The organism is Mycobacterium venezuelense, from assembly GCF_054919535.1.
This window is the reverse complement of record NZ_JBONDW010000005.1, coordinates 249,753-274,377: the sequence shown is the minus strand read 5'-3', so window position 1 is coordinate 274,377 and position 24,625 is coordinate 249,753. Positions and strand designations below refer to the sequence as shown.

Annotated in this window: 25 protein-coding genes and 1 tRNA gene; 9 read left to right on the top strand and 17 right to left on the bottom strand. The window is 66.4% G+C overall.

All coding sequences use genetic code 11. The features are described 5' to 3' along the window. Positions 1-11 precede the first annotated feature (11 nt). Positions 12-1,424, bottom strand: coding sequence for an ABC transporter substrate-binding protein (locus ACRCUN_RS10545; RefSeq protein WP_462141566.1), 1,413 nt, complete (start codon positions 1,422-1,424; stop codon positions 12-14). A gap of 29 nt (positions 1,425-1,453) precedes the next feature. Beyond that, the gene (gene eltD / locus ACRCUN_RS10540) at positions 1,454-2,542 is read right to left on the bottom strand and encodes an erythritol/L-threitol dehyrogenase (protein ID WP_462141565.1); all 1,089 of its coding nucleotides are present in this window, start codon (positions 2,540-2,542) and stop codon (positions 1,454-1,456) included. A gap of 119 nt (positions 2,543-2,661) precedes the next feature. On the opposite strand from eltD, the gene ACRCUN_RS10535 reads away from it, so the two are divergent. Continuing rightward, on the top strand, positions 2,662-3,684 hold the full coding sequence (locus ACRCUN_RS10535; protein ID WP_462141564.1) for a sugar-binding transcriptional regulator: 1,023 nt from the start codon (positions 2,662-2,664) through the stop codon (positions 3,682-3,684). After that, complete coding sequence (locus ACRCUN_RS10530) at positions 3,681-4,472, top strand: SDR family NAD(P)-dependent oxidoreductase (protein WP_462141563.1); 792 nt, start codon at positions 3,681-3,683, stop codon at positions 4,470-4,472. The genes ACRCUN_RS10535 and ACRCUN_RS10530 overlap by 4 nt, the downstream gene beginning before the upstream one ends. Here ACRCUN_RS10530 and ACRCUN_RS10525 read toward each other — a convergent pair. The 4 genes from ACRCUN_RS10525 to xylB all read right to left on the bottom strand — a co-directional run bounded on the left by ACRCUN_RS10525 (position 4,457) and on the right by xylB (position 9,469). Further along, the gene (locus ACRCUN_RS10525) at positions 4,457-5,938 is read right to left on the bottom strand and encodes an FGGY-family carbohydrate kinase (RefSeq protein WP_462141562.1); all 1,482 of its coding nucleotides are present in this window, start codon (positions 5,936-5,938) and stop codon (positions 4,457-4,459) included. The genes ACRCUN_RS10530 and ACRCUN_RS10525 overlap by 16 nt on opposite strands. A gap of 36 nt (positions 5,939-5,974) precedes the next feature. After that, positions 5,975-6,793, bottom strand: a complete 819-nt coding sequence (locus ACRCUN_RS10520; protein WP_462141561.1) for an acyl-CoA thioesterase domain-containing protein — start codon at positions 6,791-6,793, stop codon at positions 5,975-5,977. A gap of 16 nt (positions 6,794-6,809) precedes the next feature. Continuing rightward, positions 6,810-7,733, bottom strand: a complete 924-nt coding sequence (locus ACRCUN_RS10515) for a LysR family transcriptional regulator (RefSeq protein ID WP_462141560.1) — start codon at positions 7,731-7,733, stop codon at positions 6,810-6,812. Between the two features lie 338 nt (positions 7,734-8,071). Then, on the bottom strand, positions 8,072-9,469 hold the full coding sequence (gene xylB / locus ACRCUN_RS10510; RefSeq protein WP_462141559.1) for a xylulokinase: 1,398 nt from the start codon (positions 9,467-9,469) through the stop codon (positions 8,072-8,074). A gap of 57 nt (positions 9,470-9,526) precedes the next feature. Here xylB and ACRCUN_RS10505 point away from each other — a divergent pair, with 57 nt between their 5' ends. The 3 genes from ACRCUN_RS10505 to ACRCUN_RS10495 are packed head-to-tail and all read left to right on the top strand — an operon-like array spanning position 9,527 to position 11,768. Beyond that, positions 9,527-10,306 (top strand): serine hydrolase, encoded by a 780-nt coding sequence (locus ACRCUN_RS10505; protein ID WP_462141702.1) that lies wholly within the window; start codon positions 9,527-9,529, stop codon positions 10,304-10,306. A gap of 57 nt (positions 10,307-10,363) precedes the next feature. Next, positions 10,364-11,239 (top strand): DoxX family protein, encoded by an 876-nt coding sequence (locus ACRCUN_RS10500; RefSeq protein WP_462141558.1) that lies wholly within the window; start codon positions 10,364-10,366, stop codon positions 11,237-11,239. 16 nt (positions 11,240-11,255) lie between these two features. After that, positions 11,256-11,768 (top strand): RDD family protein, encoded by a 513-nt coding sequence (locus ACRCUN_RS10495; RefSeq protein ID WP_462141557.1) that lies wholly within the window; start codon positions 11,256-11,258, stop codon positions 11,766-11,768. Between the two features lie 58 nt (positions 11,769-11,826). On the opposite strand, the gene ACRCUN_RS10490 is transcribed toward ACRCUN_RS10495, so the two are convergent. Together ACRCUN_RS10490 and ACRCUN_RS10485 are read right to left on the bottom strand one after the other, a co-directional pair. Further along, a complete protein-coding gene (locus ACRCUN_RS10490; RefSeq protein ID WP_462141556.1) occupies positions 11,827-13,296 on the bottom strand; it encodes a GntT/GntP/DsdX family permease in 1,470 nt (489 codons plus the stop codon). Then, positions 13,293-13,808 (bottom strand): gluconokinase, encoded by a 516-nt coding sequence (locus ACRCUN_RS10485; RefSeq protein ID WP_462141555.1) that lies wholly within the window; start codon positions 13,806-13,808, stop codon positions 13,293-13,295. Before ACRCUN_RS10485 ends, ACRCUN_RS10490 begins: the two co-directional genes overlap by 4 nt. A gap of 122 nt (positions 13,809-13,930) precedes the next feature. Here ACRCUN_RS10485 and ACRCUN_RS10480 point away from each other — a divergent pair, with 122 nt between their 5' ends. Together ACRCUN_RS10480 and ACRCUN_RS10475 are read left to right on the top strand one after the other, a co-directional pair. Continuing rightward, the gene (locus ACRCUN_RS10480; protein ID WP_462141554.1) at positions 13,931-14,647 is read left to right on the top strand and encodes a FadR/GntR family transcriptional regulator; all 717 of its coding nucleotides are present in this window, start codon (positions 13,931-13,933) and stop codon (positions 14,645-14,647) included. Positions 14,648-14,655: 8 nt separating this feature from the next. After that, on the top strand, positions 14,656-15,543 hold the full coding sequence (locus tag ACRCUN_RS10475) for an SCO6745 family protein (protein WP_462141553.1): 888 nt from the start codon (positions 14,656-14,658) through the stop codon (positions 15,541-15,543). 6 nt (positions 15,544-15,549) lie between these two features. On the opposite strand, the gene ACRCUN_RS10470 is transcribed toward ACRCUN_RS10475, so the two are convergent. The 7 genes from ACRCUN_RS10470 to ACRCUN_RS10440 form a co-directional block, all read right to left on the bottom strand. Continuing rightward, positions 15,550-15,876, bottom strand: coding sequence for a YnfA family protein (locus ACRCUN_RS10470; protein ID WP_462141552.1), 327 nt, complete (start codon positions 15,874-15,876; stop codon positions 15,550-15,552). A 10-nt stretch (positions 15,877-15,886) separates the two neighbouring features. Next, a complete protein-coding gene (locus ACRCUN_RS10465; protein ID WP_462141551.1) occupies positions 15,887-16,642 on the bottom strand; it encodes an ABC transporter ATP-binding protein in 756 nt (251 codons plus the stop codon). Further along, entirely contained in the window at positions 16,629-17,480 is an 852-nt protein-coding gene (locus ACRCUN_RS10460) for an ABC transporter ATP-binding protein (RefSeq protein ID WP_462141550.1), read from the bottom strand. The genes ACRCUN_RS10465 and ACRCUN_RS10460 overlap by 14 nt, the downstream gene beginning before the upstream one ends. Then, positions 17,477-18,679 (bottom strand): branched-chain amino acid ABC transporter permease, encoded by a 1,203-nt coding sequence (locus ACRCUN_RS10455; protein ID WP_462141549.1) that lies wholly within the window; start codon positions 18,677-18,679, stop codon positions 17,477-17,479. The genes ACRCUN_RS10460 and ACRCUN_RS10455 overlap by 4 nt, the downstream gene beginning before the upstream one ends. After that, the gene (locus tag ACRCUN_RS10450) at positions 18,676-19,713 is read right to left on the bottom strand and encodes a branched-chain amino acid ABC transporter permease (RefSeq protein ID WP_462141548.1); all 1,038 of its coding nucleotides are present in this window, start codon (positions 19,711-19,713) and stop codon (positions 18,676-18,678) included. The genes ACRCUN_RS10455 and ACRCUN_RS10450 overlap by 4 nt, the downstream gene beginning before the upstream one ends. An 84-nt stretch (positions 19,714-19,797) precedes the next feature. Next, positions 19,798-21,009, bottom strand: a complete 1,212-nt coding sequence (locus ACRCUN_RS10445) for a branched-chain amino acid ABC transporter substrate-binding protein (RefSeq protein ID WP_462141547.1) — start codon at positions 21,007-21,009, stop codon at positions 19,798-19,800. A gap of 199 nt (positions 21,010-21,208) precedes the next feature. Then, the gene (locus tag ACRCUN_RS10440) at positions 21,209-21,832 is read right to left on the bottom strand and encodes a two-component system response regulator PdtaR (protein ID WP_462141546.1); all 624 of its coding nucleotides are present in this window, start codon (positions 21,830-21,832) and stop codon (positions 21,209-21,211) included. An 87-nt stretch (positions 21,833-21,919) separates the two neighbouring features. On the opposite strand from ACRCUN_RS10440, the gene ACRCUN_RS10435 reads away from it, so the two are divergent. Next, positions 21,920-21,993 (top strand) — tRNA-Leu (locus ACRCUN_RS10435). 4 nt (positions 21,994-21,997) lie between these two features. On the opposite strand, the gene ACRCUN_RS10430 is transcribed toward ACRCUN_RS10435, so the two are convergent. Beyond that, a complete protein-coding gene (locus ACRCUN_RS10430) occupies positions 21,998-22,867 on the bottom strand; it encodes an SDR family NAD(P)-dependent oxidoreductase (RefSeq protein ID WP_462141545.1) in 870 nt (289 codons plus the stop codon). 96 nt (positions 22,868-22,963) lie between these two features. Between ACRCUN_RS10430 and ACRCUN_RS10425 the strand changes: the two genes are divergently transcribed. Beyond that, complete coding sequence (locus ACRCUN_RS10425) at positions 22,964-23,527, top strand: TetR/AcrR family transcriptional regulator (RefSeq protein WP_462141544.1); 564 nt, start codon at positions 22,964-22,966, stop codon at positions 23,525-23,527. A gap of 7 nt (positions 23,528-23,534) precedes the next feature. On the opposite strand, the gene ACRCUN_RS10420 is transcribed toward ACRCUN_RS10425, so the two are convergent. Further along, positions 23,535-24,422, bottom strand: a complete 888-nt coding sequence (locus ACRCUN_RS10420; RefSeq protein WP_462141543.1) for a hypothetical protein — start codon at positions 24,420-24,422, stop codon at positions 23,535-23,537. Between the last annotated feature and the right edge of the window lie 203 nt (positions 24,423-24,625).

The following is a 24,625-nucleotide window of genomic DNA, read 5'->3' as shown; positions in this document are numbered from 1 at the left end:
ATCGCTGGCTCCTAGAGGTTGACCTTGGAGGTATTGGTCTTCGCCAGGCTGCGCAGGCGCGAGGCTGCGTCGTCGCCGCCGTAGATGTCCTGCAACGCAACCGCCCAGTCCTTGGTGGTGTCGAAGAACTTCTTCTGCGGCGTGAACTGGATCTTCGACGAGCCGATCACGGTTTCGAAGGCCTCGAGGTAGCCGGCCTGGTTGGCCGCGACCCGCTTGAACGTGGTGTCGAACACCGACTTCCGGACCGGATCGGCGTAGATCCCGCCCTCGACGGCCTTGTTCATCGACTCCTTGCCGGTCGCCCACTGGATGAACAGCCAGGCCGGCAGCTTGTTGCGGGAGTTGGCGTTCATGGCCCAACTCCACGTCCACAGGTTGGTCTTGTAGTTGCCGTCAGGACCGGCAGGGCCCGCGTACCACCCGAGATTGCCCGCCTCGGCACTCGCGCCGGGCTTGTTCTTCGGGTATGTGGCACTGTCGGCGTCGTAGACCATCATGGCCTTGCCGTCGCCGAGATCGCCCGTGGCGTTGGGATAGTCGTAGGTCGTCCACGACGTCGGCCCGGCCTTGTGCTGCATCTCGATCCACTTGCGCGTGAAGTCGACGGCCTTGTCGCTGGCCATCTCGGCCACCAGATCCGTTCCGTCGAACGTGTAGTCGACCGCGCCTTCCCGCACGTACTGGGTCATGAAACCGGGATGGATGGTCGCCCAGGACTTCGATCCGCGCGTGGCGATGCCGTAGCGGTTGGCCGAGCGGTCGGTGAGATCGATTGCCAACTGGATGAAATCGTCGAAGTTGTCGGGCAGCCGGATACCGCGCTGGTCGAAGTACTTCTTGTTGTAGGCAACGACGTTGTTCTCGAAGCCCCACGGGATGGCCCACTGTCCTCCGGTTCCGAGCGGGTTGCCCAGGGTGAAGTCCCAGCGGGTCGACGTGCGCAGCCCTTCGAAGATGTCCTCGAAGTCGTAATCGGCTGCCGTGGCCGAACTGTTCTGCAGCCACGGGTTGAGATCCTCGATCCACCCCGGCGGGCCGTACTGCCAGATGAAGTAGGCACCCAACATGAACGCGTCGTGCTTGCCGGTGCCGCCGGCCAGCTCGGTGTTGAGCTTGGTGAAGTAGTCGGCCTCGGGCACCAGATCGACGTTCACGTCGATGCCGGTGAGCTCGGTGAACTCCTTGAGGAGCGGCTGATACGACAGCTGATACGGGTGTGGGGTCTGCAGGATGTTGAGGGTCGAGCCGGAAGCCTTCTTCCAGTCGAATCCACCGGTGACCTCGCCCGCGCCGTTGGGTGCGCTGTTCCTGCCTCCGATGCCGCAGGCCGACAGCACCGGCACGCTGACCGCGGCCGCTCCCGCCAATCCCATGGCGGCCAACATGTTTCGCCGCGACATCTGCGGCCCCTTGGGATGCATTTCTCGCCTCATTGCGCTGTTGCCTTCTGCTATGCCGGGATCAGGGAGACCTTGACCGATTCCTTCCCACTGGCCACCAGGTCCAGGCCTTTCTGGAATTCGGTGAGCGGCAGTTGATGGGTGCAGATCTGATCCATCGGCAGGATGCCGGATTCGATCATCTTGATGGCGGCGGGCCAGCAGTACGGGCCGAGATGTGCGCCGAGCACGTCGAGTTCTTTGTCGTCGCTGATGATGCTCCAGTCGACGGTGACGTCGCTGCCGAAGACGCCGTACTCGACGTAGCGGCCGAGCTTGCGCAGCAGGTTCAGGCCCTGCGGCACCGCGGAGGTGTGACCGGTGCCCTCGAGGTAGACGTCGGCGCCGTAGCCCTCGGTGAGTTCCTTGACGATGGATTCGGCGTCCTGCTCGGCGATGTTGATGGTCAGGTCCGCACCGCAGCGCTCGGCGAGCTTGAGCTTCTCGGGGGCCATGTCGAGCGCGATGACGCGCATGGGGTTCTTCGACTTCGCGCCCGCGACCATGCCGAGGCCGATCGGTCCGCAGCCGGCCACGACCACGGTGTCCTCGAACGTGATCTGGGCGCGCTCGACGGCGTGCAGCGCGCATGACAGCGGCTCGGCGAACGCGGCGTGGGCCGGTGGGATGTCGGCGGAAACCTTGTGCACGAGCGCTTCTGCCGGATACACCATGTAGCTGGCCATCGCGCCGGGCGTGCGCCGCTTGAAGCCGTACAGGTCGTGGGGCTGGCACATGTGGTACTGGCCGCGCTTGCAGAACCGGCATTCCCAACACGGCACGATCTGTTCGGATACGACGCGGTCGCCGACCGCGATGCCCCACCGCTGGGCGGCCTCGTCGTCGAGTTCGACGACCCGGCCGACGAACTCGTGGCCGGGAATCACCATGGTCTCGGCCCATGCCGGCCGGTTTTCGTCGCCCCAGAACTTCGCCGCACCGTGATAGCACTTCAGGTCGCTCGCGCAGATGCCCACCGCTTCGACGCGGATCAGCGCCTCACCCGGACCGCGCTGCGGTACCGCGACCTCTTCGAGTCGGTAGTCGTGCGGGCCGTGACACACCACTGCCTGCATCTTCTCGGGAATCTGTTGGGACATTCCTGCGCACCTTTCGAACTGTGGTTGCAGTCACATTAACCAACCTATGCACATATGTCCAGAACAAATGTTCAGAGAATCTTGACCGCGAACAGATGTTCAGTGCCATACTCGATGACGTGCCCCGGTCCGCCCAGCCAACGTCGCAGGCCAATGTCGACGGTTCGCCGCCCGACGGCGAATCCGGCCACTTCCCGGCCTCGCTTCTGTATGCCGCAGCAAAGCTCTACTACAACGAGGAAGCGACCCAGGCGGAAGTCGCAGCACAGCTCGGCACCAGCCGTGCGACCGTCAGCCGCCTTCTGGCAGAGGCGAAGCGGCGCGGCATCGTCCGAATCGAGGTCGTGCCTCCGGACGGTCTCGGCTCCGGGGACATCGCCGCCCAGTTAACCCGTGCACTGGCGTTGAACACCGTGTTCCTCAGCCATCCCCTTCCGCATCCCGGCCCCGGCCGAACGCATGTCGACGTCATGGGCGGGGCGTTGGCCCCCGCGGTCGGCCGCGCCTTGTCGGCGGCCGGCCTACTGCCTGGTGACGTGCTGTTGGTGTCGTCGGGGCGAACGGTCTACGAGGTCGCGCAATACGAACTGGTCGATCTGCCCGGCGTGCTGGTCGCCCCCACCGTAGGGGGAAACGATCAGCCCGAGGAGTGGTATCAGACCAACGAGATCACCCGGCTGGTCGCCAATCGGGTCAGCGGCAGGCCCAATTATCTGTTCGCGCCCGCACTGCCGGGCCCCGACCTGTACCCGTCGCTGATCAACGACCCGAGTATCCAGCGGGTGCTGAATCTGTGGCCGCGGGCGCGGTGTGCACTGATGGGCGTCGGTGCGCCGCCGCTGCTGCGCTCGGACATCCCCAGATTCGTGCCGACCGAGTCGAGTTCGCTGCGGTCAGCGGTCGGCGACGTGTGCTCGCGATTCTTCGACCGCGCCGGGGAACCCGTCGAATTCGACGGCAGTGACCGGCTCATCGCGGTGGAACTCGAAGCGCTGCGCCATGTTCCGGTGACGATCGCGGTGGCCATCGGCAAGGACAAGGTCGAGTCGATCATCGCCGGGGCCCGCGGTGGATATTTCAACCAGCTTGTGACCGATCCGGCGACTGCCGCCGCCATACTCGAGACCACGGAGTCGAAGTGACAACTCTCGCCGACGCACGCTATGCCGGGGTGCTGCGACTTGACGGTAAACGCGCACTCATCACCGGCGCGACCAAAGGTATCGGCGCCGACATCGCCCGTGCCTTCGCATCCGCCGGAGCCCGGCTCGTGCTCAGCGGACGCGACTCCGGCGAACTCGACGCCGCGCGTTCCGGCCTGGCCGACGAGTTCGGTGCCGAAGTTCACACCGCGGCAATCGATCTCGCGCATCCCGATGGCCCGTCCGAACTTGCCGCCCTGGCCGCCGACGCGTTCGGCGGTCTCGACGTGCTGGTCAACAATGCCGGCATCTCGCATCCGCAGCCGGTGATCGACACCGATCCGGCGCTGTTCGACGCAACCATCGCGGTCAACCTGCGCGCGCCCGCGCTGCTCGCGTCGGCGGTCGGTGCCGCCATGGTGGCCGCTCGCATCCGCGGATCGATCATCACTGTGGCTTCGGCCGCGGCATTGGCGCCGTTGCCCGACCACTACGCCTACTGCGCGTCGAAGGCCGGTCTCGTGATGGCCACGAAGGTGCTCGCCCGCGAACTCGGACCACACGGCATCCGCGCCAACTCGGTGTGTCCGACCGTCGTGCTCACCGAGATGGGCCAGCGGGTATGGGGCGACCAGGCCAAGTCCGCGCCGATGATCGCCCGGATTCCCTTGGGCCGCTTCGCCGTACCTCACGAAGTGTCCGATGCGGTGGTGTGGCTTGCCTCGGATGCGTCCAGCATGGTCAACGGCGTCGACATCCCCATCGACGGGGGCTACACGATGGGCTGAGCGGCCAATCGGTGCACCTGGTCTTTCGTCGCCGGATACAACTCGCACCAGGTTGCGTAGAGGTCGTCGTACAGACCGCGGTACCGGGCGTCGGGTTTGATCTCCGTGGCGATCTTGGCCCAATCCGTATCGGGCGACACGAGTCCCACGCCGATCGCCGCGAGCAGTGCATCGCCGTAACTCGCCCCGATCGCCTGCTCCGGCACCAACTGTGGACGTCCGGTGATGTCGCTGAGCGCCTGAGCCCAGATCGGGCTGCGGAGCCCGCCACCCACCGCGACCGTGCGGGCACCCGTGTGCGCGTCGTCGAACCGCTCCAGAATCTGGCGAATGCCGAACGAGATGCCCTCGTAGGCCGCCCGGAACAGATGGCCGCGGCCGTGCCTGAGCGTCAGCCCCGCCACCACGCCGCGTGCCTGTGGATCGAAAACCGGCGTGCGCTCCCCCGCCAGATAGGGCAGCACGAGCAGGCCTTCGCTGCCCGGCGGCACGCGGCTGGCCTCGGCCATCAACTCATCGAAGGACGCGCCGCCGGTCACCGTCTGCAGCCAGCCGATCAAACTACCCGCAGTCGATGTGCCTGCGGCCAGCGCCAACGTGCCATGCTCCACACCGGTCGTCGTCCACAGCGCCGGATCGCTGTGGTAGTCGTCGATGATCTGCACCAGAAACATCGTCGACCCGTACATGAGCATCTGGTCGCCCGGCCGGCGCACGCCCACGGAGAACGCCTCGGAATACGCGTCGACCGTGCCCGCGGCCACCGGCGTGCCGGCCGGAACTCCGGTGGCCGCGGCAGCCTGCGGAGTCACGGTTCCCACCACATCGCTCGGCCAGACCAGCCGCGGCAGCGGCAGATGACCGCAAATCCGTTGTGCCCATGGCACATTCCACGCGAAATCGCGGGTGGCGTACAGCGGATCGCACTGGCTGGCGGTGTGGTGGTCCATCACGTATTCGCCGGTCAGCTTGGCGGCGATGTACGAGTTCGACCCGTACCAGCCGGTGGCCCGCTCGAAAACCTCGGGCTCGTGATTACGCACCCACTCCAGTTTCGGGCCGACCGCCTGGCTCGACAGCAGTGTGCCTGCCCGCTGCAGGATGGCGGCTTCGCCGAGTTCGTCGGTGAGTGCCGAAATCTCGGCCGACGCCCTGGTGTCGATGCCGTAGAGAATGGCAGGCCGCAACGGCCGTAACGCGTCGTCGCACAACACCAGACAGGGACCGACGCCGCTCACGCACATCCCGGCGAGCTTGCCGCCGCTCGGCACCTGCGCCATCAGCGCGGCACTGATCTGGCAAACCTCGCGCCACCACAGCTGCTCGGCGTCGACCTCAGCCCAGCCCGGCCGGGGAAGATCCATCGAGTGCGGGACGGTTTCGGTCGCGATCACCGATCCCGACGCGTCGACCAGGACGCCTTTGGTGCTCCCCGTCCCCATATCGATTCCGAGCAGCAAGTCCACGCCGACAACCCTACGACGCCGCCCCGTGGCGGTGGGTCACCTCGGTGCGGTGCGATCCGGAAACGGGTCGTTGGCAAAGTCGATCTGGGCCGAGGGATTGCTCACCGCCGTGACCAGACCGGTCCCGAACGCACCGGCACTGTCGAACAAGGTGGACGAGCCGACCGCGATTCCGTCGGCTGCCCAGTGCGAATCGGCCTGCACGCCGACCCAGTCATCCTCCGGCAACCGTGACAGCGCCACGGTGAGATCGCCGTTGATGTAGCCGACGCCGTTGGTACCGAGATTGGTGACCAGGCTGGTGCCCTCAGCGGCCATGGCGGCGCGCACGAACGGCGAGTTCTGCCGTCCGTCCACCACCGTGATCGTGCGGTTCATGAAGCGCTTGCGCGAGGTGTTCTGGTGGTCGGCGATGGCGCGGCTCCATCCGTTCGCATCGCTGCCCATATACGTCATGCGGTCACCGTCGACCTCGGCAGGCGGCTCGAACCGGACGTCGGACACCCACTCCTCGCCGTGCGGCGCCGACGACCGGCGGTACTGCGCGAGCGTCGCGCGGGCCACCGTGACGCCGTCCTGGACCAATTCGCATTCCGAGTTGCGCACGCGCCTGCCGTCGCGGATCAACGCGACCTTCGTCGTCGTCGGCACTCCGCGCGCGGCCTTGAACAGGTCCACGGTCAACCGGGCAGGCAGAAACTCGGGCAGGCCGAACGCCGACTCGAGCGCCTGCGCCGCCAGCCCGACCAGCGCCGGGCCATTGAGGTGATCTTCGCCCCAGTGGCTCTGGGCGAACCGGGTCGGCTGGAACCGGTCCTGGTCAGACTGCGTGAAGTGCGCCGCGACGTCGGTCATTCGCGCATCGTCGCACTCACGCTTCCCCGACGGTCGGCCGGGGCCAGCTCTTGAGCGGTAGCGGTATCCCCTCGGCGGGCCGCAACCGGTCGAGCACCAGACGCAGCGGCGGCCACGTCGACCTGCCGCGCCGGGTGAACGCGAACGCCGTGAGGACGACGTGCGGGTCGGACAGCGGCAGTACCTTGACGCCGTCGCGCGCAGGCCGCGTCGTCGGCAGAAGCCCCACGCCATAGCCCGAGAAAATCAGATCTTCCACGAGGTCGAGGCTGTCGATCTGATGGGAGATGTGCGGGGTGAACCCGGCCAGCGACGCCAAGGTTCGTACGGCATCCTCGTCAGCGGTGTTGCGCGAGTTGACGATCCACGAGCGTTCGGAATAACTCAGCAGGTCGGCGACCGTGTTTGGATCAGCCTCGGGCACCCCGAGACCCCAGGGTGTCGACCACAACGCGACCGACTCGAGCACCGCGTCCGGAGATGCGGGCGCCAGGTCGTATTCGTATGTCAGCGCCAGATCGAGGTCGTCGTTGACCAGGAGCTCGAAAGCCTCGATCGGTTCGTGCTCACTGATGACGACGTCGACATTCGGGTGCGTGTCCGCGAGATCGTGCAGGATCGGCAGCAGCGAAACCCGGATCCCGGTGGCGAATCCACCCACCCGCAAGGTGCCCGCCGGCTCAGCGTCGGGATCGAGGTCCAGCCGCGCCGCGTCGACGGCCGCCAGAATCGTGACCGCGTGATCGGCCAGACGCTGCCCGGCGGGCGTGAGACGGACGCGGCGCCCGTCGGGTTCGATGAGTTGGGTGTCGGTCTCTTTGGCCAACGCCGCCAACTGCTGAGACACCGTCGAGGTCGTCAGGGAAAAGGCATCGGCGACGGCCCGCATCGAGCCGAGACGTGAGAGTGCCAGCAACAAGCGAAGGCGCCGCGTATCCACGAACCCCATTGTTCACGGCGCACGCCCGCCACCCGATCAGCTTGGGGACCGCCGGCACACCGCCGTCCAGCAGCCGTCTTCATCGCACGACAGCTGGGCGGCCGGGCCAGGGCATCGGGTGCGCAGCGGGCTGCAGTTCTCGAAGCAGGTCGCCGCGATCGCCGAGGTTGCCGACCCCGCATGACGGGCGGGCGTCAGGAGGGCCTCGCCCGCGGCCGGTGGCGTCATCGTGGCTCCTCGACTGGACCGAATCTGCGCTTTCGCTGTTCAGTGTCGAGACCACGTCCGGCACTCACACGCGTAGTCGACTACTCCAATCCGGCCTCACCGGCGGTAGCTCACTGCCCCAGTGTCAGTGGCTGCGCAGCCAGATACTGTTCGACGACCTCGGGCGTCGGCGCGGCGGTGTACGGCGTGACGAGGCCCGGTGTCCACGACGGCGGTGCGTCGTGTTGCGCCAGTGCCCAGGCGGCCTGGCGCGCGGCGCCGAGCGCGACGTACTCGCCGGGCGGTGGCACCTGCACCGGGCGGCCCAAGATCGCCGGGGCGATGCGGCGGACCGCTTCCGAACGGGCACCGCCACCGACCAGGATGATGCGTTCGATGTCGACGCCGTAGCCCACGATCTTGTCGATGCAGTAGGCCATCGACGCCAGCAGACCTTCGACGCTGGCACGAGCCACGTTGGCCGAGTTAAAGTTTCCCACCGTCACCCCGTGCAGGGCACCGCGTGCCCGCGGTAGATTCGGTGACCGCTCCCCCTCCAGATACGGCACCAACGTCAGGCCATCGGCGCCGGGCGGAGCCGACAGCGCCAGGCGGTCGAACTCGTCGAAGTCGACCCGCAGCATCGCGGCCGACGCGGCGAGCACCGGTGCACCGTTGAGCGTGCAGACCAACGGCAGCTGCCGGCCGGTCGCATCCGCGAACCCGGCGACGATGCCCTCCGGATCGTGTGGGGCTGCGCTGCCCACCGCACTGACGACCCCCGAGGTCCCCAGCGAGACGATGCAGTCGCCCGGTCCGGCGCCGAGGCCGAGCGCTGCCGCGGCATTGTCGCCTGCACCCGCGCCGATGACCGCCCCGTTGGCCAGCCGGCCTGCGCCATCGCGCGGGCCGACGACGGTGGGTACCGCCGGCCGCCTGCCGCGCATCGCGAGCTCCAGTAGATCTGGGCGGTATGTGTCGGACTCGGCCGAGAAATAGCCCGTGCCGCTGGCGTCGCTGCGGTCGGTGCGCAGATCGGCGAGGTCGGTCGAACCGGACAGCCGCCAGCTCAGCCAGTCGTGTGGCAGACACACCGCAGCCGTCGCATCGGCATTGCCGGGTTCCTTGTCGGCCAGCCAGCGCAGCTTGGTCGCGGTGATCGAGGCCACCGGCACCACACCGACGGCCTTAGCCCATTCGGCCGCTCCGCCCAGTTCCTCGACCAGATCGGCCGCGTTCGGCGCCGAGCGGGTGTCGTTCCACAACAGCGCATCTCGCACGACCTGACCGTTTCGATCGAGGCACACCATGCCGTGCTGCTGGGCGCCGACCGAGATCGAGGCCACGTCGTCGAGCCCGCCTGCCGCACTCACGGCGGTCTGTAGCGCCTCCCACCAGCGGTGCGGATCGATCTCGGTTCCGCCGGGGTGCGGCGCCGAGGCCGAGCGCACGACCGCGCCGCTCTCGGCGTCGCAGACGACGATCTTGCAGGACTGGGTCGATGAGTCGATGCCGGCAACTAGAGACACGCCTGAGAAGCTACCCCGATGGGACGGTTCGTGGCCTGCGTGGTGATTGTGGTGTCGATGTATGCCGGGGTCATACCGAGTGTCAACGCCGCCTGCGCGGTGAATGGGGACTGCGATTTGGCAGCGCGCGTGGCGGCTGCCGACGACTACCTGGCGACCAGGCCCGGCACCGTGGGCTACGTCTTGCGGGACCGGGCGTCGGGCGCCGTCTACCGCAATGCTCATGCGGGAACGCCCGTGTGGACAGCCTCGACCATCAAGCTCGCGATGGTGGTCGACCTGCTCAGCAGACATCGGGCCGGTGCGATCACGCTGGGCGAGTCCGACCGCTCGCTGATGGCCGCGATGCTGCACGTCTCGGACGACGACGCCGCCGACACACTGTGGGCGCGTTTCGGCGGCGCCGACCATCAAGCGTTCAACGACGATTTCCCGTCGTACGGCATGACCGGGTTGCGGCCGCAGCGCGGGTTCAGCGCCACATACCCGTACTGGGGTTTTCAGAAGGCCACGCCCGACGACCTGGATCGCCTCATGAACTACGCGCTTACCGAATTGGACCCTGCCGACAGCGCCGGCATCGTCGACGCGCTCAAGCATGTCGGCGCCAATCAGCAGTGGGGCGTTTGGGGTGCCGGCCCGGATATGGAACCCGGAAACAAGAATGGGTGGTCGCTGGAGCAGGGCGGCTGGGTGGTCAACACCGTCGGATTCGCCGGCCCTCAGCAGCGGTACACGCTTGCGGTGATGAATTCACTGGGTGAGCAGGGCGGCTATGACGACGGTGTGGCCACCACGACGCGCTTGAGCGAGTTGCTGCTCGCCGGACGGCACTGACCCCGCGAAGACGCAAAACCAGGTTTGCGCGTGCGCTTTCGGGGAATTCCTACCCGCATGTTGATCCGAAGAATCGCACGACCCATGTTGTCGGCCACGTTCATCGCGCGCGGAGTGGATGCCTTGCGTAGTCCGAAACCCGCCGCCGACGCCGCACGTCCGACGCTGGGCGCGCTGAGCATGCTGCCCGCTCCCGTGGGTCCGAATGTGCCGACGAACGCCGAAACAGTGGCCCGGGTCAACGGGATGGTTCAGGTCGCGGGTGGGCTGTTGCTCGCCACCGGCAGGCTCCCCCGGCTGACCGCTGCGGCGCTGGCGCTCAGCGTGGTTCCCGGCAGCCTTGGCGCACATAGTTTTTGGAAAGAGACCGATCCGCAGCGGGCGGCCGATGAGCGAAAAGCCTTCCTCACCGACGTCAGCCTGATCGGCGGATTGATCATCGCGGCGGCCGATACCGCGGGTAAGCCCGGGTTGGCCTGGCGCGGACGGCATGCCGCCCAAAAGGTGACCGCGACAGTGGCGGCGGCACTTCCGGCCGGAGCCGCGGCCAGTGATTCGCTGGCCGACAATCCGGTCGTCGAGAAGATCGGCCACGGTCTGGCCGTCGGCGCCGAACGCGGCCGCGAACTCGCCGACGTCGCCCGCGAACGTGCGGCCGAACTCGCACAGGTCGCCCGCGAGCACGCACCCGAATTGGCCGAGGCGGCACGTGAACGCAGTGCCGCCCTGGCCGATGTGGCTCGCGAGCGTGGCGGCGTCCTTGCCGAGGCCGCCCGTGAACGTGGCGGTGTCCTTGCCGACGTCGCACGCGAGCGCGGTGCGGTACTGGCCGACGTCGCCCGCGAACGTGGCCCGGAACTCGCGGAAACCGCTCGGGAGCGCAGTGCGGCGCTGGCCGACCGCGCGCGAACGCAACTCGATCAGCGGCGGTGACCGGTATTTTCGAGGCATGACAACGGGTGACCTTCCACCGCAACCGGGACCCTACGGACAACCGGGCGGCTACCCACCGCCGTACGGGGCACAGTCCCCGTACGGCGCGCAGACGCCGGGTGGGTTGGCACGGCGGTTCTTCGCACGCGTGATCGACGGCATCGTCGTCGGGATCGTGGCCTTCTTTCTGGCATTCTTCACCGATTCGCTGTCGAGCTACTGGGTCACGGGGTTGTTCACCGGGCTCTTGATGTTCGTGTACTTCGTCGGTTTCGAAGTCACGCAGGGCTGGACGCCGGGCAAGAAAATGCTCGGGATGGCAGTCCAGGGACCCGGCGGTACCCCGAAGCCGACTGCGGCACAATCGGCGATCCGCAACGCGTTCACGCTGCTGCCGATCATCCCTCTTGTTGGAGGCTTTCTCGGAGTCGTCGCCATCATCGTGATCGCGGTGACGGTCAGCGGCAGCCCCACAAAGCAGGGCAAGCACGATGAACTCGCAGGCGGCACGCAGGTCGTCAGGCGCTGAGCCGGTATCGATGAGGCCCCCAGTCCCGGTGGGATTGGGGGCCTCGCCGTAGGTGCGGTCAGATCACCAGGCCGAGCAGCAGCACGAAGATCAGACCGGCCACCGACAAAACGGTCTCCATGATCGACCAGGTCTTGATCGTCTGGCCGACCGACATGCCGAAGTACTCTTTGACGAGCCAGAAGCCGGCGTCGTTGACGTGGGAGAAGAACAGCGATCCGGCTCCGACGGCGAGCACGACCAGCGAGACCTCACCGGTGCTCATGCCCTCGACGAGTCCCAGCATGAGCGACGATGCCGTGATCGTGGCAACCGTGGCCGAGCCCGTCGCCAGGCGGATCAGCACGGCCAGAACCCACGCCAGCAGAATGACGGAAACGTTGGCGCCCTTGGCCCATTCGGCGAGCAGCGTTCCGATTCCGGTATCGACCAGCACCTGCTTGAAACCGCCACCGGCCGCGACGATCAGGATGATGCCTGCCACCGGAGGAAGTGACGTCTCGACGCTCTTGACGATCTGATCGCGCGTCATCTTGGCGCCGAGCCCGAGGGTGAACATTCCGACCACCACAGCGATCAGGAGCGCCATCAACGGACGGCCGAGAATGTCGAACGCGACACGTAACGGGTTGTCTTCGTTCTCGATGAAGATGTCGGCGAGCGCCTTGCCCATCATCAACGCAACCGGCAGCAGAACGCTGAAGATGGTGATGCCGAAACTCGGCCGCACCTTCGTCTCGGTTGCAGTCTCGGTGGCGGTGCCGGTGCCGGTGGATGTGGGTGTGCCTGCGGATGTCGTTGTGCCGCCGCTGGACGGCGAAGCCTCGGAGGTGGTGAAGCGGTCGGGGGCCTCAAGCACAACCCAGCGTCCGGCGAGCGTGCCGAACAGCGGGCCCGCCAGAATCAGGGTCGGGATGGCGACGAGAACACCCAACGCGAGCGTGATGCCGAGGTCGGCATTGAGCAGACCGATTGCCGTGAGCGGCCCGGGGTGAGGCGGCACCAGGCCGTGCATGACCGAGAGGCCGGCCAGTGCCGGGATTCCGACGGTGATGAGCGACAGCTGCGAACGTCGCGCGATCAGGTAGATCACCGGCATCAACAGGACCAGGCCGATTTCGAAGAACATCGGCAGGCCGATGATGGCGCCCACCAACGCCATGGCCCACGGCAGCGCCCGCGGTGAGGCGTGACCGACGATCGTGTCGACGATCTCGTCCGCGCCGCCGGAATCGGCGAGGAGCTTGGCGAACATCGCGCCCAGGGCGATGAGGATGCCGACACTAGCTGCGGTGCTGCCGAATCCGTCACCGAAGGACTCCAGCACAGTGCCGACGTTCTCTCCCGCGACGATCCCGACGGCCAGTGCGCCGAAGATCAGAGCCAGGAAGGGATGCAGCTTGGTGATGGGGATCAGAACGACGATCAGCGCGATGCCTGCGAGTGCGGCCAACACCAGTTGCCAGCCCGCGGCGACCGGTTGTGCCAGTTCGGGATCGGCCGCCAGAAAGCTCAGGGCGGAGTTCATCGGTTCTCCTGTTCGGTTGTGCGGGTGGCGGTTTGAGCGACGTAGCTGTCGATGATGGCGTCGATGTTCTGGTCGACGTCGATGGCGATACCTGCTTCATCGGAGTCGAGCGGCTCGAGGGTCTGAAACTGGGATGCCAGCAGGCTCGGGGGCATGAAATGCCCGGGGCGGCTGGCCTGGCGACGGCCGATGACTTCCGGCGATCCGGTGAGATGCAGGAACTGAACGTCTGGGCAGTGCCGCCGAAGTTGGTCACGGTACTTGCGCTTGAGTGCCGAGCAGCTCATCACGCCGCCGTTGTCGTGGTCGGCGAGCCATTCGCCGATCGCCTCGAGCCACGGGTAGCGGTCTTCGTCGTTCAGGGCGTGGCCGGCCGTCATCTTGGCGACGTTGGCAGGGGGGTGGAAATCGTCGGCATCACCGAACGGCACGCGTAATCGCTGAGCCAGGGCGGCTCCGACGGTTGACTTTCCCGACCCGGACACGCCCATGACGACGATTGGTGATCCCATCCGCTCCACCTTGTTGTTGTGCTTGCCGTCACACAGCATGGCTTAAACGTCAGATCATTGCAAGAGAATCTCGCTTTGATCTGTTTTTATCTCAGTCACTGACCGTATGACAGGATGTATATGTGTCCTTGCCCTCTAACGTCGGCGCGTTGCACGGCAACGTGTTGACAGCGCTCGGCACCGCGATTGTGTCCGGGGAGTTCCCCGCTGGACACGTGTTAACCCTCGAAGGCGTTGGCGCGGAGTACGGCGTGTCCCGCAGTGTCGCGCGCGAGGCGATCCGCGTACTCGAGTCGATGGGCATGATCGAATCCCGCCGCCGCGTCGGGATCACCATCCAGCCATCCACCAAATGGAATGTCTTCGACCCCAGGCTGATTCGATGGCGGCTGGAATCCAGTGACCGGGCCGCACAGCTCGTCTCGCTGTCCGAACTGCGCCGGGGCTTCGAGCCTGCGGCCGCGGCATTGGCGGCCCGCAGGGCCAACCCCGATCAATGCCGCATCATGGCTGCCGCGGTCTCCGACATGGTGGTTCATGGGCGGGCCGGCGACCTCGAGGCATATTTGCTGGCGGACAAAGTGTTTCATCGGACTTTGCTCGAGGCCAGCGGAAACGAGATGTTCCGCGCGCTCAACGACGTCGTCGCCGAGGTGCTGACCGGCCGCACCCACCACGGCATGATGCCCGAGATCCCCAACCCCGCGGCGATCGAACTGCACGACGAAGTCGCGCGTGCCATCAGACTGCGTGACGAGGACGCAGCCGAACGGGCTATGCGCGCCATCATCGACGAGGCGGTGACCGCGGTCGCCGACAGCGATCCGAACAATGGTTAACTGACGGCGTGGGTCGCACGCCATCGCTGGCGCGTCGTTTCTTCGACCGCCTGGAACCGGTACACGCTGTCACGTACTTCGCGCCGGAGTCCCGCTCCGCACTCGACTCGCTGGGATATCGCGGGTTCTGGATGAGTTACTTCGCCGCGCGCTCGGCGCCGTTCGGGGTTGTTCCACCCGAAGTCGTCGCCGCGGTGTTCTACAACTTCACCGCCGAACGGGTGGCCAAGGCGTTACCGGCGGCCTGGGACATCGCCGGCCCGGCAACAGTTCTGGCGGTACGCCTCGAATCCGCGGTGGCAGCGCTGCGCAGGTGCGGCGTGACGGATGACGATTCGACCCGCACCGCGGCCGCACTCGCCGCCAAAGCAGCGCGTTCGGCTCCCCTGGACGGCCGGCCGCTCTACGCCGCCAACCTGGCGCTGGACTGGCCCGACGATCCGATCGCCAAGCTGTGGCACGCCGTCACGCTGCTGCGCGAACAACGCGGCGACGCACACGTCGCGGTGCTCGCGGCCGAGGGCATCAGTGGCCGCGAATGCAACGTGCTGCACGCCGCCGCGGGCCGGGTTCCGCGCGACATGATCATGCGCAGCCGCGACTACGACGACGAGCAGTGGCAGCATTATTCCGAGTCACTGCGGCAACGCGGCTGGCTGGACGCCGACGGTGCCCTCACCGAGGCCGGCCGCGCGGCCAAGCAGGCCGTCGAGGACCGCACCGACGCGCTGGCGCTGCGCGCATTGGAAACGTTGACCGATGACGAGGTCGAGACACTGTTCGGCGCCCTGACTCCGATCACACGTCGGGTGGTGGCCGCCGGCGACGTGCCGGTTGCCACGCCGATGGGCTTGAGCCGCCACGACCTCGACGACGACAGCGCGCATCTCGCCTGATCGCGCTCAGCGCGGGGCGTACATGATCAATCCGACGCCCACCAGGCACACCAGCGCCCCGGCGACATCCCAGCGGTCGGGCCGAAAACCGTCAGCCACCATGCCCCACGCCAACGATCCAGCGATGAACACGCCACCGTAGGCCGCCAGGACCCGCCCGAAATGGGCGTCGGGCTGAAACGCCGCGACGAAGCCGTAGGCGCCGAGCGCGATCATTCCCGCACCGATCCACAGCCAGCCGCGCTGCTCGCGTACGCCCTGCCACACGAGCCAGGCGCCGCCGATCTCCAGCACCGCCGCCAGGACGAACAGCAGGATCGATTTGAGAACCATCACGCTACGGTCAGGCGACGCCGAGATAGGCGGCACGAATACTGTCGTCCTCCAACAGTTCCCGGGCCCTGCCGGTACGGGTGACGTTGCCGGTCTCCAAGATATATGCCCGGTCGGAGCGGCTCAGCGCCTGCTGGGCATTCTGCTCGACCAGCAGAACCGTGGTGCCCTGCGCGTTGATGTCGGCGATGATCTTGAAGATCTGCGATATCACCATGGGCGCCAACCCCATCGACGGCTCATCGAGGAGCAGCACTCGCGGGCGGGCCATCAATGCCCGGCCGATCGCGAGCATCTGCTGCTCCCCGCCGGACAGCGTGCCGCCCACCTGGCTGCGCCGTTCGGCCAGCCGGGGGAACGTTTCGAGCACCCAGTCCAAACGCTCGGCATGCTCGTGCTTGGACGCGAATTTACGTCCGTAGCAACCCATTTCGAGGTTCTCGAGCACGGTCATACCGGGGAACACGCCGCGGCCTTCCGGAGCCTGGATCAGTCCGTCAGCGACCCGGCGGTGCGCCTTGACGCGTGAGATGTCTCGCCCTTCGAACCACACCGAACCCGATGTCAGTGCCCGCAGGCCCGAGATCGCCCGCATCATGGTGGTCTTGCCCGCGCCGTTGGAGCCCAGTAGCGTCACGAGTTCACCTTCGTGAACGACGAGCGATACGCCGTGCAGCGCTTGGATTCTGCCGTAGTGTACGACGACGTCGCGGACCTCAAGCAGGACCGGCCGGGTCGATTCGGATTGCGTGTCAGACGGTGTCATCGGGCACCCCCAGATAAGCGGCGATGACCTTCGGATCCTCGCGGATCTCGGAGGGCAGGCCGTCGGCGATCTTGCGGCCGAACTCCAACACCACGATGCGGTCGGTCACGCCCATCACCAGACGCATGTCGTGCTCGATCAGCAGCACGGTGTAGCCGTCATCGCGGATCTTGCGGATCAGGTCGATCAAGGCGGCCTTCTCGCTCGGGTTGAACCCGGCGGCAGGCTCGTCGAGGCACAGTAGCTTGGGCTCGGTGGCCAGCGCGCGGGCGATCTCGAGCCGGCGCTGGTCGCCGTACGGGAGGTTCTTGGCTTTCTCCTCGCCACGGTGCGCGATGCCCACGAAATGCAGTAGGGCCGCTGCCCGTTCGATGGCTGACTTCTCTTCCCGCCGGTGCCGGGGCGAGCGGACCAACGCGCCGGGTACCGACGTGCGGTGGCGCGCGTCGGTACCCACCATGACGTTCTCCAGCGCGGTCATCTCGCCGAACAGCCGGATGTTCTGGAAGGTACGCGCGATGCCGCGCCGGGTGATCTGGTGGCGTTTGATCTTGCCCAACGGCGCGCCGTCGAACGACACCGAGCCCGAACTCGGCCGGTAGACACCCGTGATGGCGTTGAAACAGGTGGTCTTGCCCGCGCCGTTGGGTCCGATCAGGCCGAGGATCTCACCGCGACGGATGTTGAACGTGACCGCGTCCAGCGCCACGAGCCCACCGAATTTGACGGTGAGATCGTGAGTCTCGAGCAGCACCTCACCTTCGGCGGCGTTGATCTCGCGGTGGACGCCCGCCAGTTCTTCGATGGTTTCCTCGGCGACTTGCGGCGGTTCGGTCACTGAGTCCCCTCCTTCACCGGCGTCGCCCGCAACAACCGGCGTGCCGAGTTGCCGTAGGTCAGCAGCTGTTGGCGTACCGGGAACAGGCCCTGCGGACGGAAGATCATCAACACCACCAGCGCGAGCCCGAAGAACAGGTACTTCAGGTCTCCCATGTTGATACCGAGGAAGTGCACGCCGAGCAGCCGGTTGGGCAGGTAGACGATGATGAACGCGCCGAAGATCACGCCGAGCTTGTTGCCCTGCCCGCCGAGCACGACCGCGCACAGGAACAGCATCGAGTTGATGATGTTGAACGTCGGCGGCGCGACGTACTGGACCTGGCCGGCGTACAGCGCGCCGGACAGCCCACCGATCGCGGCGCCGATCACGAACGCCCACAGCTTGAACCGGAAAGTGTTGACGCCCATGACCTCCGCGGCGTCCTCGTCCTCGCGGATCGCGACCCACGCCCGGCCGACCCGGCTGCGTTCCAGGTTGCCGACGAGCAGCAGGATGCCGACCATCAGGATGAGCCCCAGCCAGAACCACCAGGTGCCGTAGTTGGCCACGCCGGTCGAATTGCCGCTGGAGAAAACACCGTTGGGCAGTGTCTCGCTCTCCCCCACCCGCGGGTAGGCGACCTGATTGAGACCCCGCGACCCGTTGGTGATGTCGGACAGGTTGTCGGCGAGCAGCCGGATGATCTCCCCGAAGCCGAGGGTGACGATGGCCAGGTAGTCGCCGCGCAGCCGCAGGGTCGGCGTGCCGAGGATGAGACCGGCGAGCGCAGTCACCGCCATCGCCAGCGGCACGCACGACAGCCAGGCCCAGTCCTTGCTGAAGAAGCCGTCGGGGCCCATCTTGTTCCACGGACTGTCCGGGCTGGTCAACAGCGCGACGGTGTACGCGCCGACGGCGTAGAAACCGACGTAGCCGAGGTCGAGCAAGCCGGCTTGGCCGACGACGACATTGAGGCCGATGGCGATGATGGCGATCATCGCGAATTGCGCCATCGTGCCGCCGAAGCTGATGCCGGGGGTGTTCAGAAAACTGGGGGTGAACAGTGGCAGCAGACCAAGCAGCGTGAAGCCCACGAGGCCGACACCCCACTTGACCACCCGCGGCAATGTCGACCACGAATCGCGCAGGACGTCACCCGGTGCCAACAGTGTCCTGGTGACCGGGCTGCTGTTCTCGGATGTGTGCTTGTCGCTCATACCCGCGCCTTCCCAAGGCTCTCACCGAGTATGCCCGTCGGGCGGAACAGCAGAACCAGCACGAGCAGAACGAATGCGACGACATCGCGCCACTGGGTACCGAACACCGCCTGCCCGTAATTCTCCATGATTCCCAGCAGCAGACCGCCCAGCAGGGCGCCTCGCAAGTTGCCGATACCGCCGAGCACCGCAGCCGAGAATGCCTTGATGCCCAACAGGAATCCGCCGGAGTAGATGATGCCCTGCGGCACTTTCAAGGTGTAGAGAAGCGCCGCGGCGCCGGCCAGCAGGCCGCCGATCAGGAACGTCGTCATGATGATCCGCTCGCGCGATACGCCCATCAGCGTTGCGGTGGTCGGGTCCTGGGCCACCGCGCGAATGCCGCGGCCGAACTTGGTGCGGTTGATCGCGATGTCGGTGAGCACCGCGAACACCAAAGCAGCGCCGATGATCACGAGCGTCACGTTCGACACGGTCGCACCGAAGATCGTGAATTGCGTCTTCGGCTGAACCAGGGTGATGGGCTGTTGCGCATTACTGCCGCCGTAGCCCTTCAGCAGTTTAGGCAACACGAAGTGGACGAACTCCTGCAGGACGAACGACATACCGATCGCGGTGATGAGGAACGTCAAGGCGCGCGCGTTGCGTTTTCGCAGCGGACGGTAGGCGATGAATTCCAAACCGACGGCCGCCGATCCCGAGACCAGCATCGCGAACAGCATGGCGATTCCGAGATACAGCACGGTGAGCGCGATGCCTTTGTTGTAGGCGTTACCGCTCGGCGTGAACCCGAGGATCACGTCGAGACAGAAGTATGCGCCGAACATGCCGAGCATGAAGATCTCGGAATGGGCGAAGTTGATGAGCCGCAACACGCCGAACACCAGCGTGTATCCCACCGCGACCAGCGCGTAGATCGCGCCCCACGAGAGGCCGTCGATCGTCAACTGCCAGAAGCCGTTTCGCAAGCCCTCGAGGTTGAAGCTGATGTTGTCAGCGAGGCAGACGTACTGGTCGACGCACTGATGGATCATCCGGTGGCGACTCCCTGATAAGCGTGGTGAAACGAAACGCGTCCGAGTCCCTGGTGCGGCCTCGGACGCGTTTCGTCTGGTGGACTACTGGACGTCGTACATCCAGATGAGGGTGGTGGTCAGCTCACCCTTGTCCGTCCATTGGTACTTGCGGGCGACGCCCTGACCCTCGTAGTTGCGGACGTAGTTCAGCAGTGCATCGCGTGTGATGGCACCGGAATCGATGCCCTTGAGCAGGATGGTGCCGAGGTCATAGCCCTCGGTGCTGTACGTGCCGGGCTCCTGGCCGAATTTCTGGGTGTACTCGTCGGCGAACGCACCGGTCGCCGGGCCGCACGGGCAGGACAGCAGCGCGCCCTTCGACGACTCGCCGGCCTGCTTGACGAACTCGGGATCCTTGGTGCCGTCCGCGCTGACGAATGTCGCTTCGACGCCGCCGTCCTTGAGCTGCTGGACGAACGGCGCGGCCTCGGAGTAGTACCCGCTGTAGAACACCGACTCCGGCGCCGCACCCTTGATCTGGGTGACCGCCGCCGAGAAATCCTTGTCACCCTTCTTGACCGAGATGTTGCACGCCGAATCGGCAACCGGCCCAAGGGTCTGACGCACGGCCTCGGCGAGACCGAGGCCGTAGTCGGTGCTGTCGTCGACCACGCACACCTTCTTGTGGCCGAGCGTGTTCTTGAGGTAGTTCGCCACCGAAGGACCCTGCACACCGTCGTTGGCCAGGCCGCGGAAGAAGGTCCGCCAGCCGTTCTCGCTCAGCGTGACGTTGGTGGCCGACGCCGTGGTGGCCACGAGCCCGGCTTGGTTGAACACGTCGCCGGTGGCCTTGGTCTCGCCGGAGAACGCCGGGCCCACCAGACCGATGATGAACGGTTCGTCGACGATCTGCGGGGCCACACCGGTGGCCTTCTGCGGATCTCCTTCGGTGTCAAAGGTCTTCAGCTGCACCTGGCAGCCGGCGTTGGCGGCGTTGTGCTTGTCGATCGCGAGTTGCACACCGTTCTTGATGTTGATGCCGAGTGCGGCATCAGGCCCGTTGAGCGCGCCCATCATCGCGATCATCACCGGCGGGCAAGTGGCCTTGCCGTCCCCGGCGGGATCGGCGGGGGCAACACCCTCGGCAGCTTTGACCTCAGCACCGTTCTCGTCGATCTGAACTTTCTCGACGATCTTCAGATTGGTCTGGGCTGCTTCTTCCTCCGGTGTGGACTGGTTGCAGCCGGCAATGGCCAGCGCAACCACACCCGCACTACCGAGAGCAAATGCTTTCCGTGCCACGCGACCGCGCACGCTTCACCTCCGGGTCAGTGTTGTCAGCGGCGCCGACGCCAGCACCTCGGTGGGGCTGGCGTCGATGCTTCGGGTAGAACATAGCCGCCGCCCGGCCATAGTGCGGGATGTTGAGGAATTGAAGCGTGCCTGTCGCCCAGATGACCAGCAGGAACCAATTGACGGAAACGTACTTGTTACAGCTGGGCCCGGCAGTCGGCTAGCTCGACGGCGCTCCGTCGGCTGGGTCCTCGAGTGTTTCCAGGACCACCTCCGCGACGCGTTTCATCGTGGTCCGGCGGTCCATCGCGGCGCGTTGAATCCACTTGAACGCTTCGGGTTCCGACATCTTGTGCTTGCTCTGCAGCAGGCCCTTCGCGCGCTCGACGAGTTTGCGCGTTTCCAGCCGGTCCGACAGCGTCGCGACTTCGGTTTCCAGCGCGGCGATCTCGGCGAACCGGCTGACGGCGACCTCGATGGCGGGAACCAGGTCGGTGATGTTGAACGGCTTCACCAGGTAAGCCATCGCCCCGGCATCACGCGCCCGTTCCACGAGCTCACGCTGACTGAACGCGGTGAGGATCACGATCGGGGCGATGCGCTTGCTGGCGATCTCCGACGCGGCGTCGATCCCGTCGCGTCGGGGCATCTTGACGTCCATGATCACGAGATCCGGCCGCAGGCTCTCGGCGAGTTCGACGGCCTCTTGCCCGTCGCCGGCCTCGCCGACAACCTCATAGCCTTCTTCTCGCAGCATCTCGGCGAGGTCGAGGCGGATGAGCGCCTCGTCCTCGGCAACGAGTACCCGGCGCGGTTTCTCAGAGTCTGTCGATGACCCGGTCATGGGAGACATTGTGTCGTGGTGGGCACCGATGAGCGACCGCGGGGGCATCCTCTATGGTGGTAGGCCGCAGCACCGAACGGTGCGCACGCCCTCGTATCCCAACTGGCAGAGGAAACGGATTCAAAACCCGTACAGTGTGAGTTCGAATCTCACCGAGGGCACCCATCACTGCTGTCCGAGCGGATCCAATTGCGCGGCCGAGGCATCGTCGGCCGTCGTCGACTCACTGAGCGCCTGCCACTTCTCATCGGAGGCCAGCAGATCGCGTCCGGCGGCGGTGGCGTACTTGTAGGCGTCGGCACCGACCAGAAGCCGCAACGGCGGGTCCTCAAGACCGACGACGTCGAGCACGAGCCGCGCGACCTTGACCGGATCACTGGCCGCGGTCGCGTCTCCGGAGCTGTGCCGCGCCGCCATCGCACCGACGGTTTCGGCGTACTCGGGCCGTATCGGGGCGATCTCCATCGACGACCCCGCCCAATCGGTCCGCATCCCACCCGGTTCCAGCACGGTGACCGTGATGCCCAGCGGGCCGACTTCCTGCGCGAGCACCGATGAGAAGCCGCCGACGGCCCACTTGGCGGACTGGTAAGCACCGAGGCCGGGGGTCGCCAACCGCCCGCCCACCGACGACACCTGGATGATCCGGCCCGAACGCTGTGCGCGCATCACCGGCAACGCGGCCTGCGTCAACCGCACGACACCGAACAGGTTGGTTTCGACCTGGGCGCGGAAATCGGCCAGTTCGACGTCTTCGATCGCGCTGAGGTTGGCATAGCCGGCGTTGTTGACCAGAACGTCGAGTCGCCCGAAGCGGTCCACCGCTGCCGCGACGGCCGCCTTCACGGCGGTGTCGTCGGTGACGTCGAGCGGTACCACCATGAGGCGCTCGCCGGCGAGATCGTCGAGCGCGGAGCTGCCGCGTGAGCCTGCGACAACGCGATGGCCGGCATCGAGAGCCGCGCGCACGATTTCCAGACCGAGGCCGCGGGACGCGCCACTGACCAGGAACACAAGAGATTGGGATGTACCCATGACGACCTTCTAACTAACTAGTTTGTTGATAACAATGTCAGTCAACCCCCGATGGGCTGAGCTGTCAACTAAACAGTCAGTTGATATCCTGTGAACATGGTTCGAGACGCCGAAGCCACCCGACAGCGCTTACTCGAGGCCGCCCGCGACGAGTTCGCGGCTTATGGCATCGCCGGGGCCCGCGTCGACCGGATCGCCGCCGCCGCCCAGTCCAACAAGGCACAGATCTATCACTACTTCGGCAACAAGGACGGCCTGTTCGACGCCGTGTTCGACGTCATGTGCCGTGAAACCCTCGACGAAGTGCCGATCGATGCGACGGATCTGCCGGAGTACGCGGGCCGGTTGTTCGACTCCTACCGGCGCAGACCTTGGGTGCAGCGGATCGCCACCTGGTACCGGCTGGAACGCGCGAGCACGGCCGACCTCCTCCCCGTCGTGGTGGCCAGTAACACCGCGAAGATCGAAGCCATCAGCGCCGCGCAACGGACAGGCACACTGCCCGACCGCTTCGCGCCGAGCGTGCTGCTCGGCCTCGTGTTGCACCTGTCGGGTTTCTGGAGTTCGAACACGCCCGAGTTCGACGCCGCCGTCGACATCGCATCGCCTGACGCGCAACGCCGAGTGGTTGTCGACGCCGTCGCGGCCCTGGTGTCGTAAACCGCTGTTACGGCAGGAATCGCGCGATCTGCGGCGACGGCAGCGTCTGCGCCGCACGCGCCTGACGGAAGCCGATCGCTCCGCCTGCGGCAGTGAGCAATGTCAATCCGGCGACGCCGGGCAACACCGCAAACAGCAGATCCGAGGTGCTTGCGGCGCGCAGATAATCTGCGTAGCCGATCCGGAATGACTCCGGAACCGCTTGCGGTGCAGAAGGATTCGCTGCCGGCGGCGGGGCACTCGGGGGTTCGAATTTCGGCGCATCGGGGCTGGGGGCAGCCGGCGCGGAAGGCGCGCCACCACCGGACGGTGCGGCGGGAAGGGCTGGCAGCGCGATCGGGACCGGCGGTACAACGATAGGGACAGGCACGACGGGAGCCACCGGCGCGGCAGGCACCGCCGGCGTCGCAGGAGGCGCGGCGCGGACGACGATCCCGCGACTGCTCGGTGTCGTGGGCACCGGCGCCAGATTGGGCGCCCGGCCGATGTTGCTGTTGGTCGGCACACCGCCGCCTCCACCGCCGCCGCCCGAGACCGCTGCGGGCGGTGACTGGCCCGCGCCACGGAACGTCACCGACCCCGGCGCGTTTGCCGACTCCGGCGCGCGGTCGGCTGTTGCGGCCGACTGACTTACGCCGCCCGGTTCGGGCCGCGGTGCCCTCTTGGGCCCCGCCGGTCCCAGTCCCCCGGCCTTCTTCGAGCCGCCGTTCTGCTGCGCTCCCACCTTGGGGCCGCGATCGGACTTCTTCTTGTTCTTGTCCTTGTGATCGAAGATGTCCAAGATGTCGATGTCGATGCCGAACAGATCGGCCGACGCCACCGCCGTACCGGCGACACCGGGCCCCGCCACCATCGCGCCACAAGCGATGGCACAGCCGATGGCCGTATTGCGCATCCACGAACGGTCCACGCTCAAAGTCCCCCGGGAGATCAGCGGCGCCCCCGCCGCACTCGCTGGAAGAACCCATTCTGACACATCGAGCGCCCGCGGAGTTTGCTGGACCGCGGTCGCATTCATGTGACGGTGTTCACGAATGTCGGCAGACTCCCGTCTCTGCGGCGATACGCTTGCGTCTGTGGTGGTCAGCGAGTTCCGGC

What these genes read in the sequence shown, in the direction of transcription:
- ACRCUN_RS10505 (WP_462141702.1), top strand. Translation starts at nt 9,527, where the DNA reads ATGTATGCCGGGGTCATACCGAGTGTCAACGCCGCCTGCGCGGTGAAT.
- ACRCUN_RS10420 (WP_462141543.1), bottom strand. Translation starts at nt 24,422, where the DNA reads ATGCGCAATACGGCCATCGGCTGTGCCATCGCTTGTGGCGCGATGGTG.
- ACRCUN_RS10465 (WP_462141551.1), bottom strand. Translation starts at nt 16,642, where the DNA reads ATGACACCGTCTGACACGCAATCCGAATCGACCCGGCCGGTCCTGCTT.
- ACRCUN_RS10490 (WP_462141556.1), bottom strand. Translation starts at nt 13,296, where the DNA reads ATGAACTCCGCCCTGAGCTTTCTGGCGGCCGATCCCGAACTGGCACAA.
- ACRCUN_RS10440 (WP_462141546.1), bottom strand. Translation starts at nt 21,832, where the DNA reads ATGACCGGGTCATCGACAGACTCTGAGAAACCGCGCCGGGTACTCGTT.
- ACRCUN_RS10470 (WP_462141552.1), bottom strand. Translation starts at nt 15,876, where the DNA reads ATGGTTCTCAAATCGATCCTGCTGTTCGTCCTGGCGGCGGTGCTGGAG.
- ACRCUN_RS10425 (WP_462141544.1), top strand. Translation starts at nt 22,964, where the DNA reads ATGGTTCGAGACGCCGAAGCCACCCGACAGCGCTTACTCGAGGCCGCC.
- ACRCUN_RS10545 (WP_462141566.1), bottom strand. Translation starts at nt 1,424, where the DNA reads ATGCATCCCAAGGGGCCGCAGATGTCGCGGCGAAACATGTTGGCCGCC.
- ACRCUN_RS10455 (WP_462141549.1), bottom strand. Translation starts at nt 18,679, where the DNA reads ATGAGCGACAAGCACACATCCGAGAACAGCAGCCCGGTCACCAGGACA.
- ACRCUN_RS10485 (WP_462141555.1), bottom strand. Translation starts at nt 13,808, where the DNA reads ATGGGATCACCAATCGTCGTCATGGGCGTGTCCGGGTCGGGAAAGTCA.
- ACRCUN_RS10430 (WP_462141545.1), bottom strand. Translation starts at nt 22,867, where the DNA reads ATGGGTACATCCCAATCTCTTGTGTTCCTGGTCAGTGGCGCGTCCCGC.
- ACRCUN_RS10450 (WP_462141548.1), bottom strand. Translation starts at nt 19,713, where the DNA reads ATGATCCATCAGTGCGTCGACCAGTACGTCTGCCTCGCTGACAACATC.
- ACRCUN_RS10520 (WP_462141561.1), bottom strand. Translation starts at nt 6,793, where the DNA reads ATGACCGACGTCGCGGCGCACTTCACGCAGTCTGACCAGGACCGGTTC.
- eltD (WP_462141565.1), bottom strand. Translation starts at nt 2,542, where the DNA reads ATGTCCCAACAGATTCCCGAGAAGATGCAGGCAGTGGTGTGTCACGGC.
- ACRCUN_RS10500 (WP_462141558.1), top strand. Translation starts at nt 10,364, where the DNA reads ATGTTGATCCGAAGAATCGCACGACCCATGTTGTCGGCCACGTTCATC.
- ACRCUN_RS10495 (WP_462141557.1), top strand. Translation starts at nt 11,256, where the DNA reads ATGACAACGGGTGACCTTCCACCGCAACCGGGACCCTACGGACAACCG.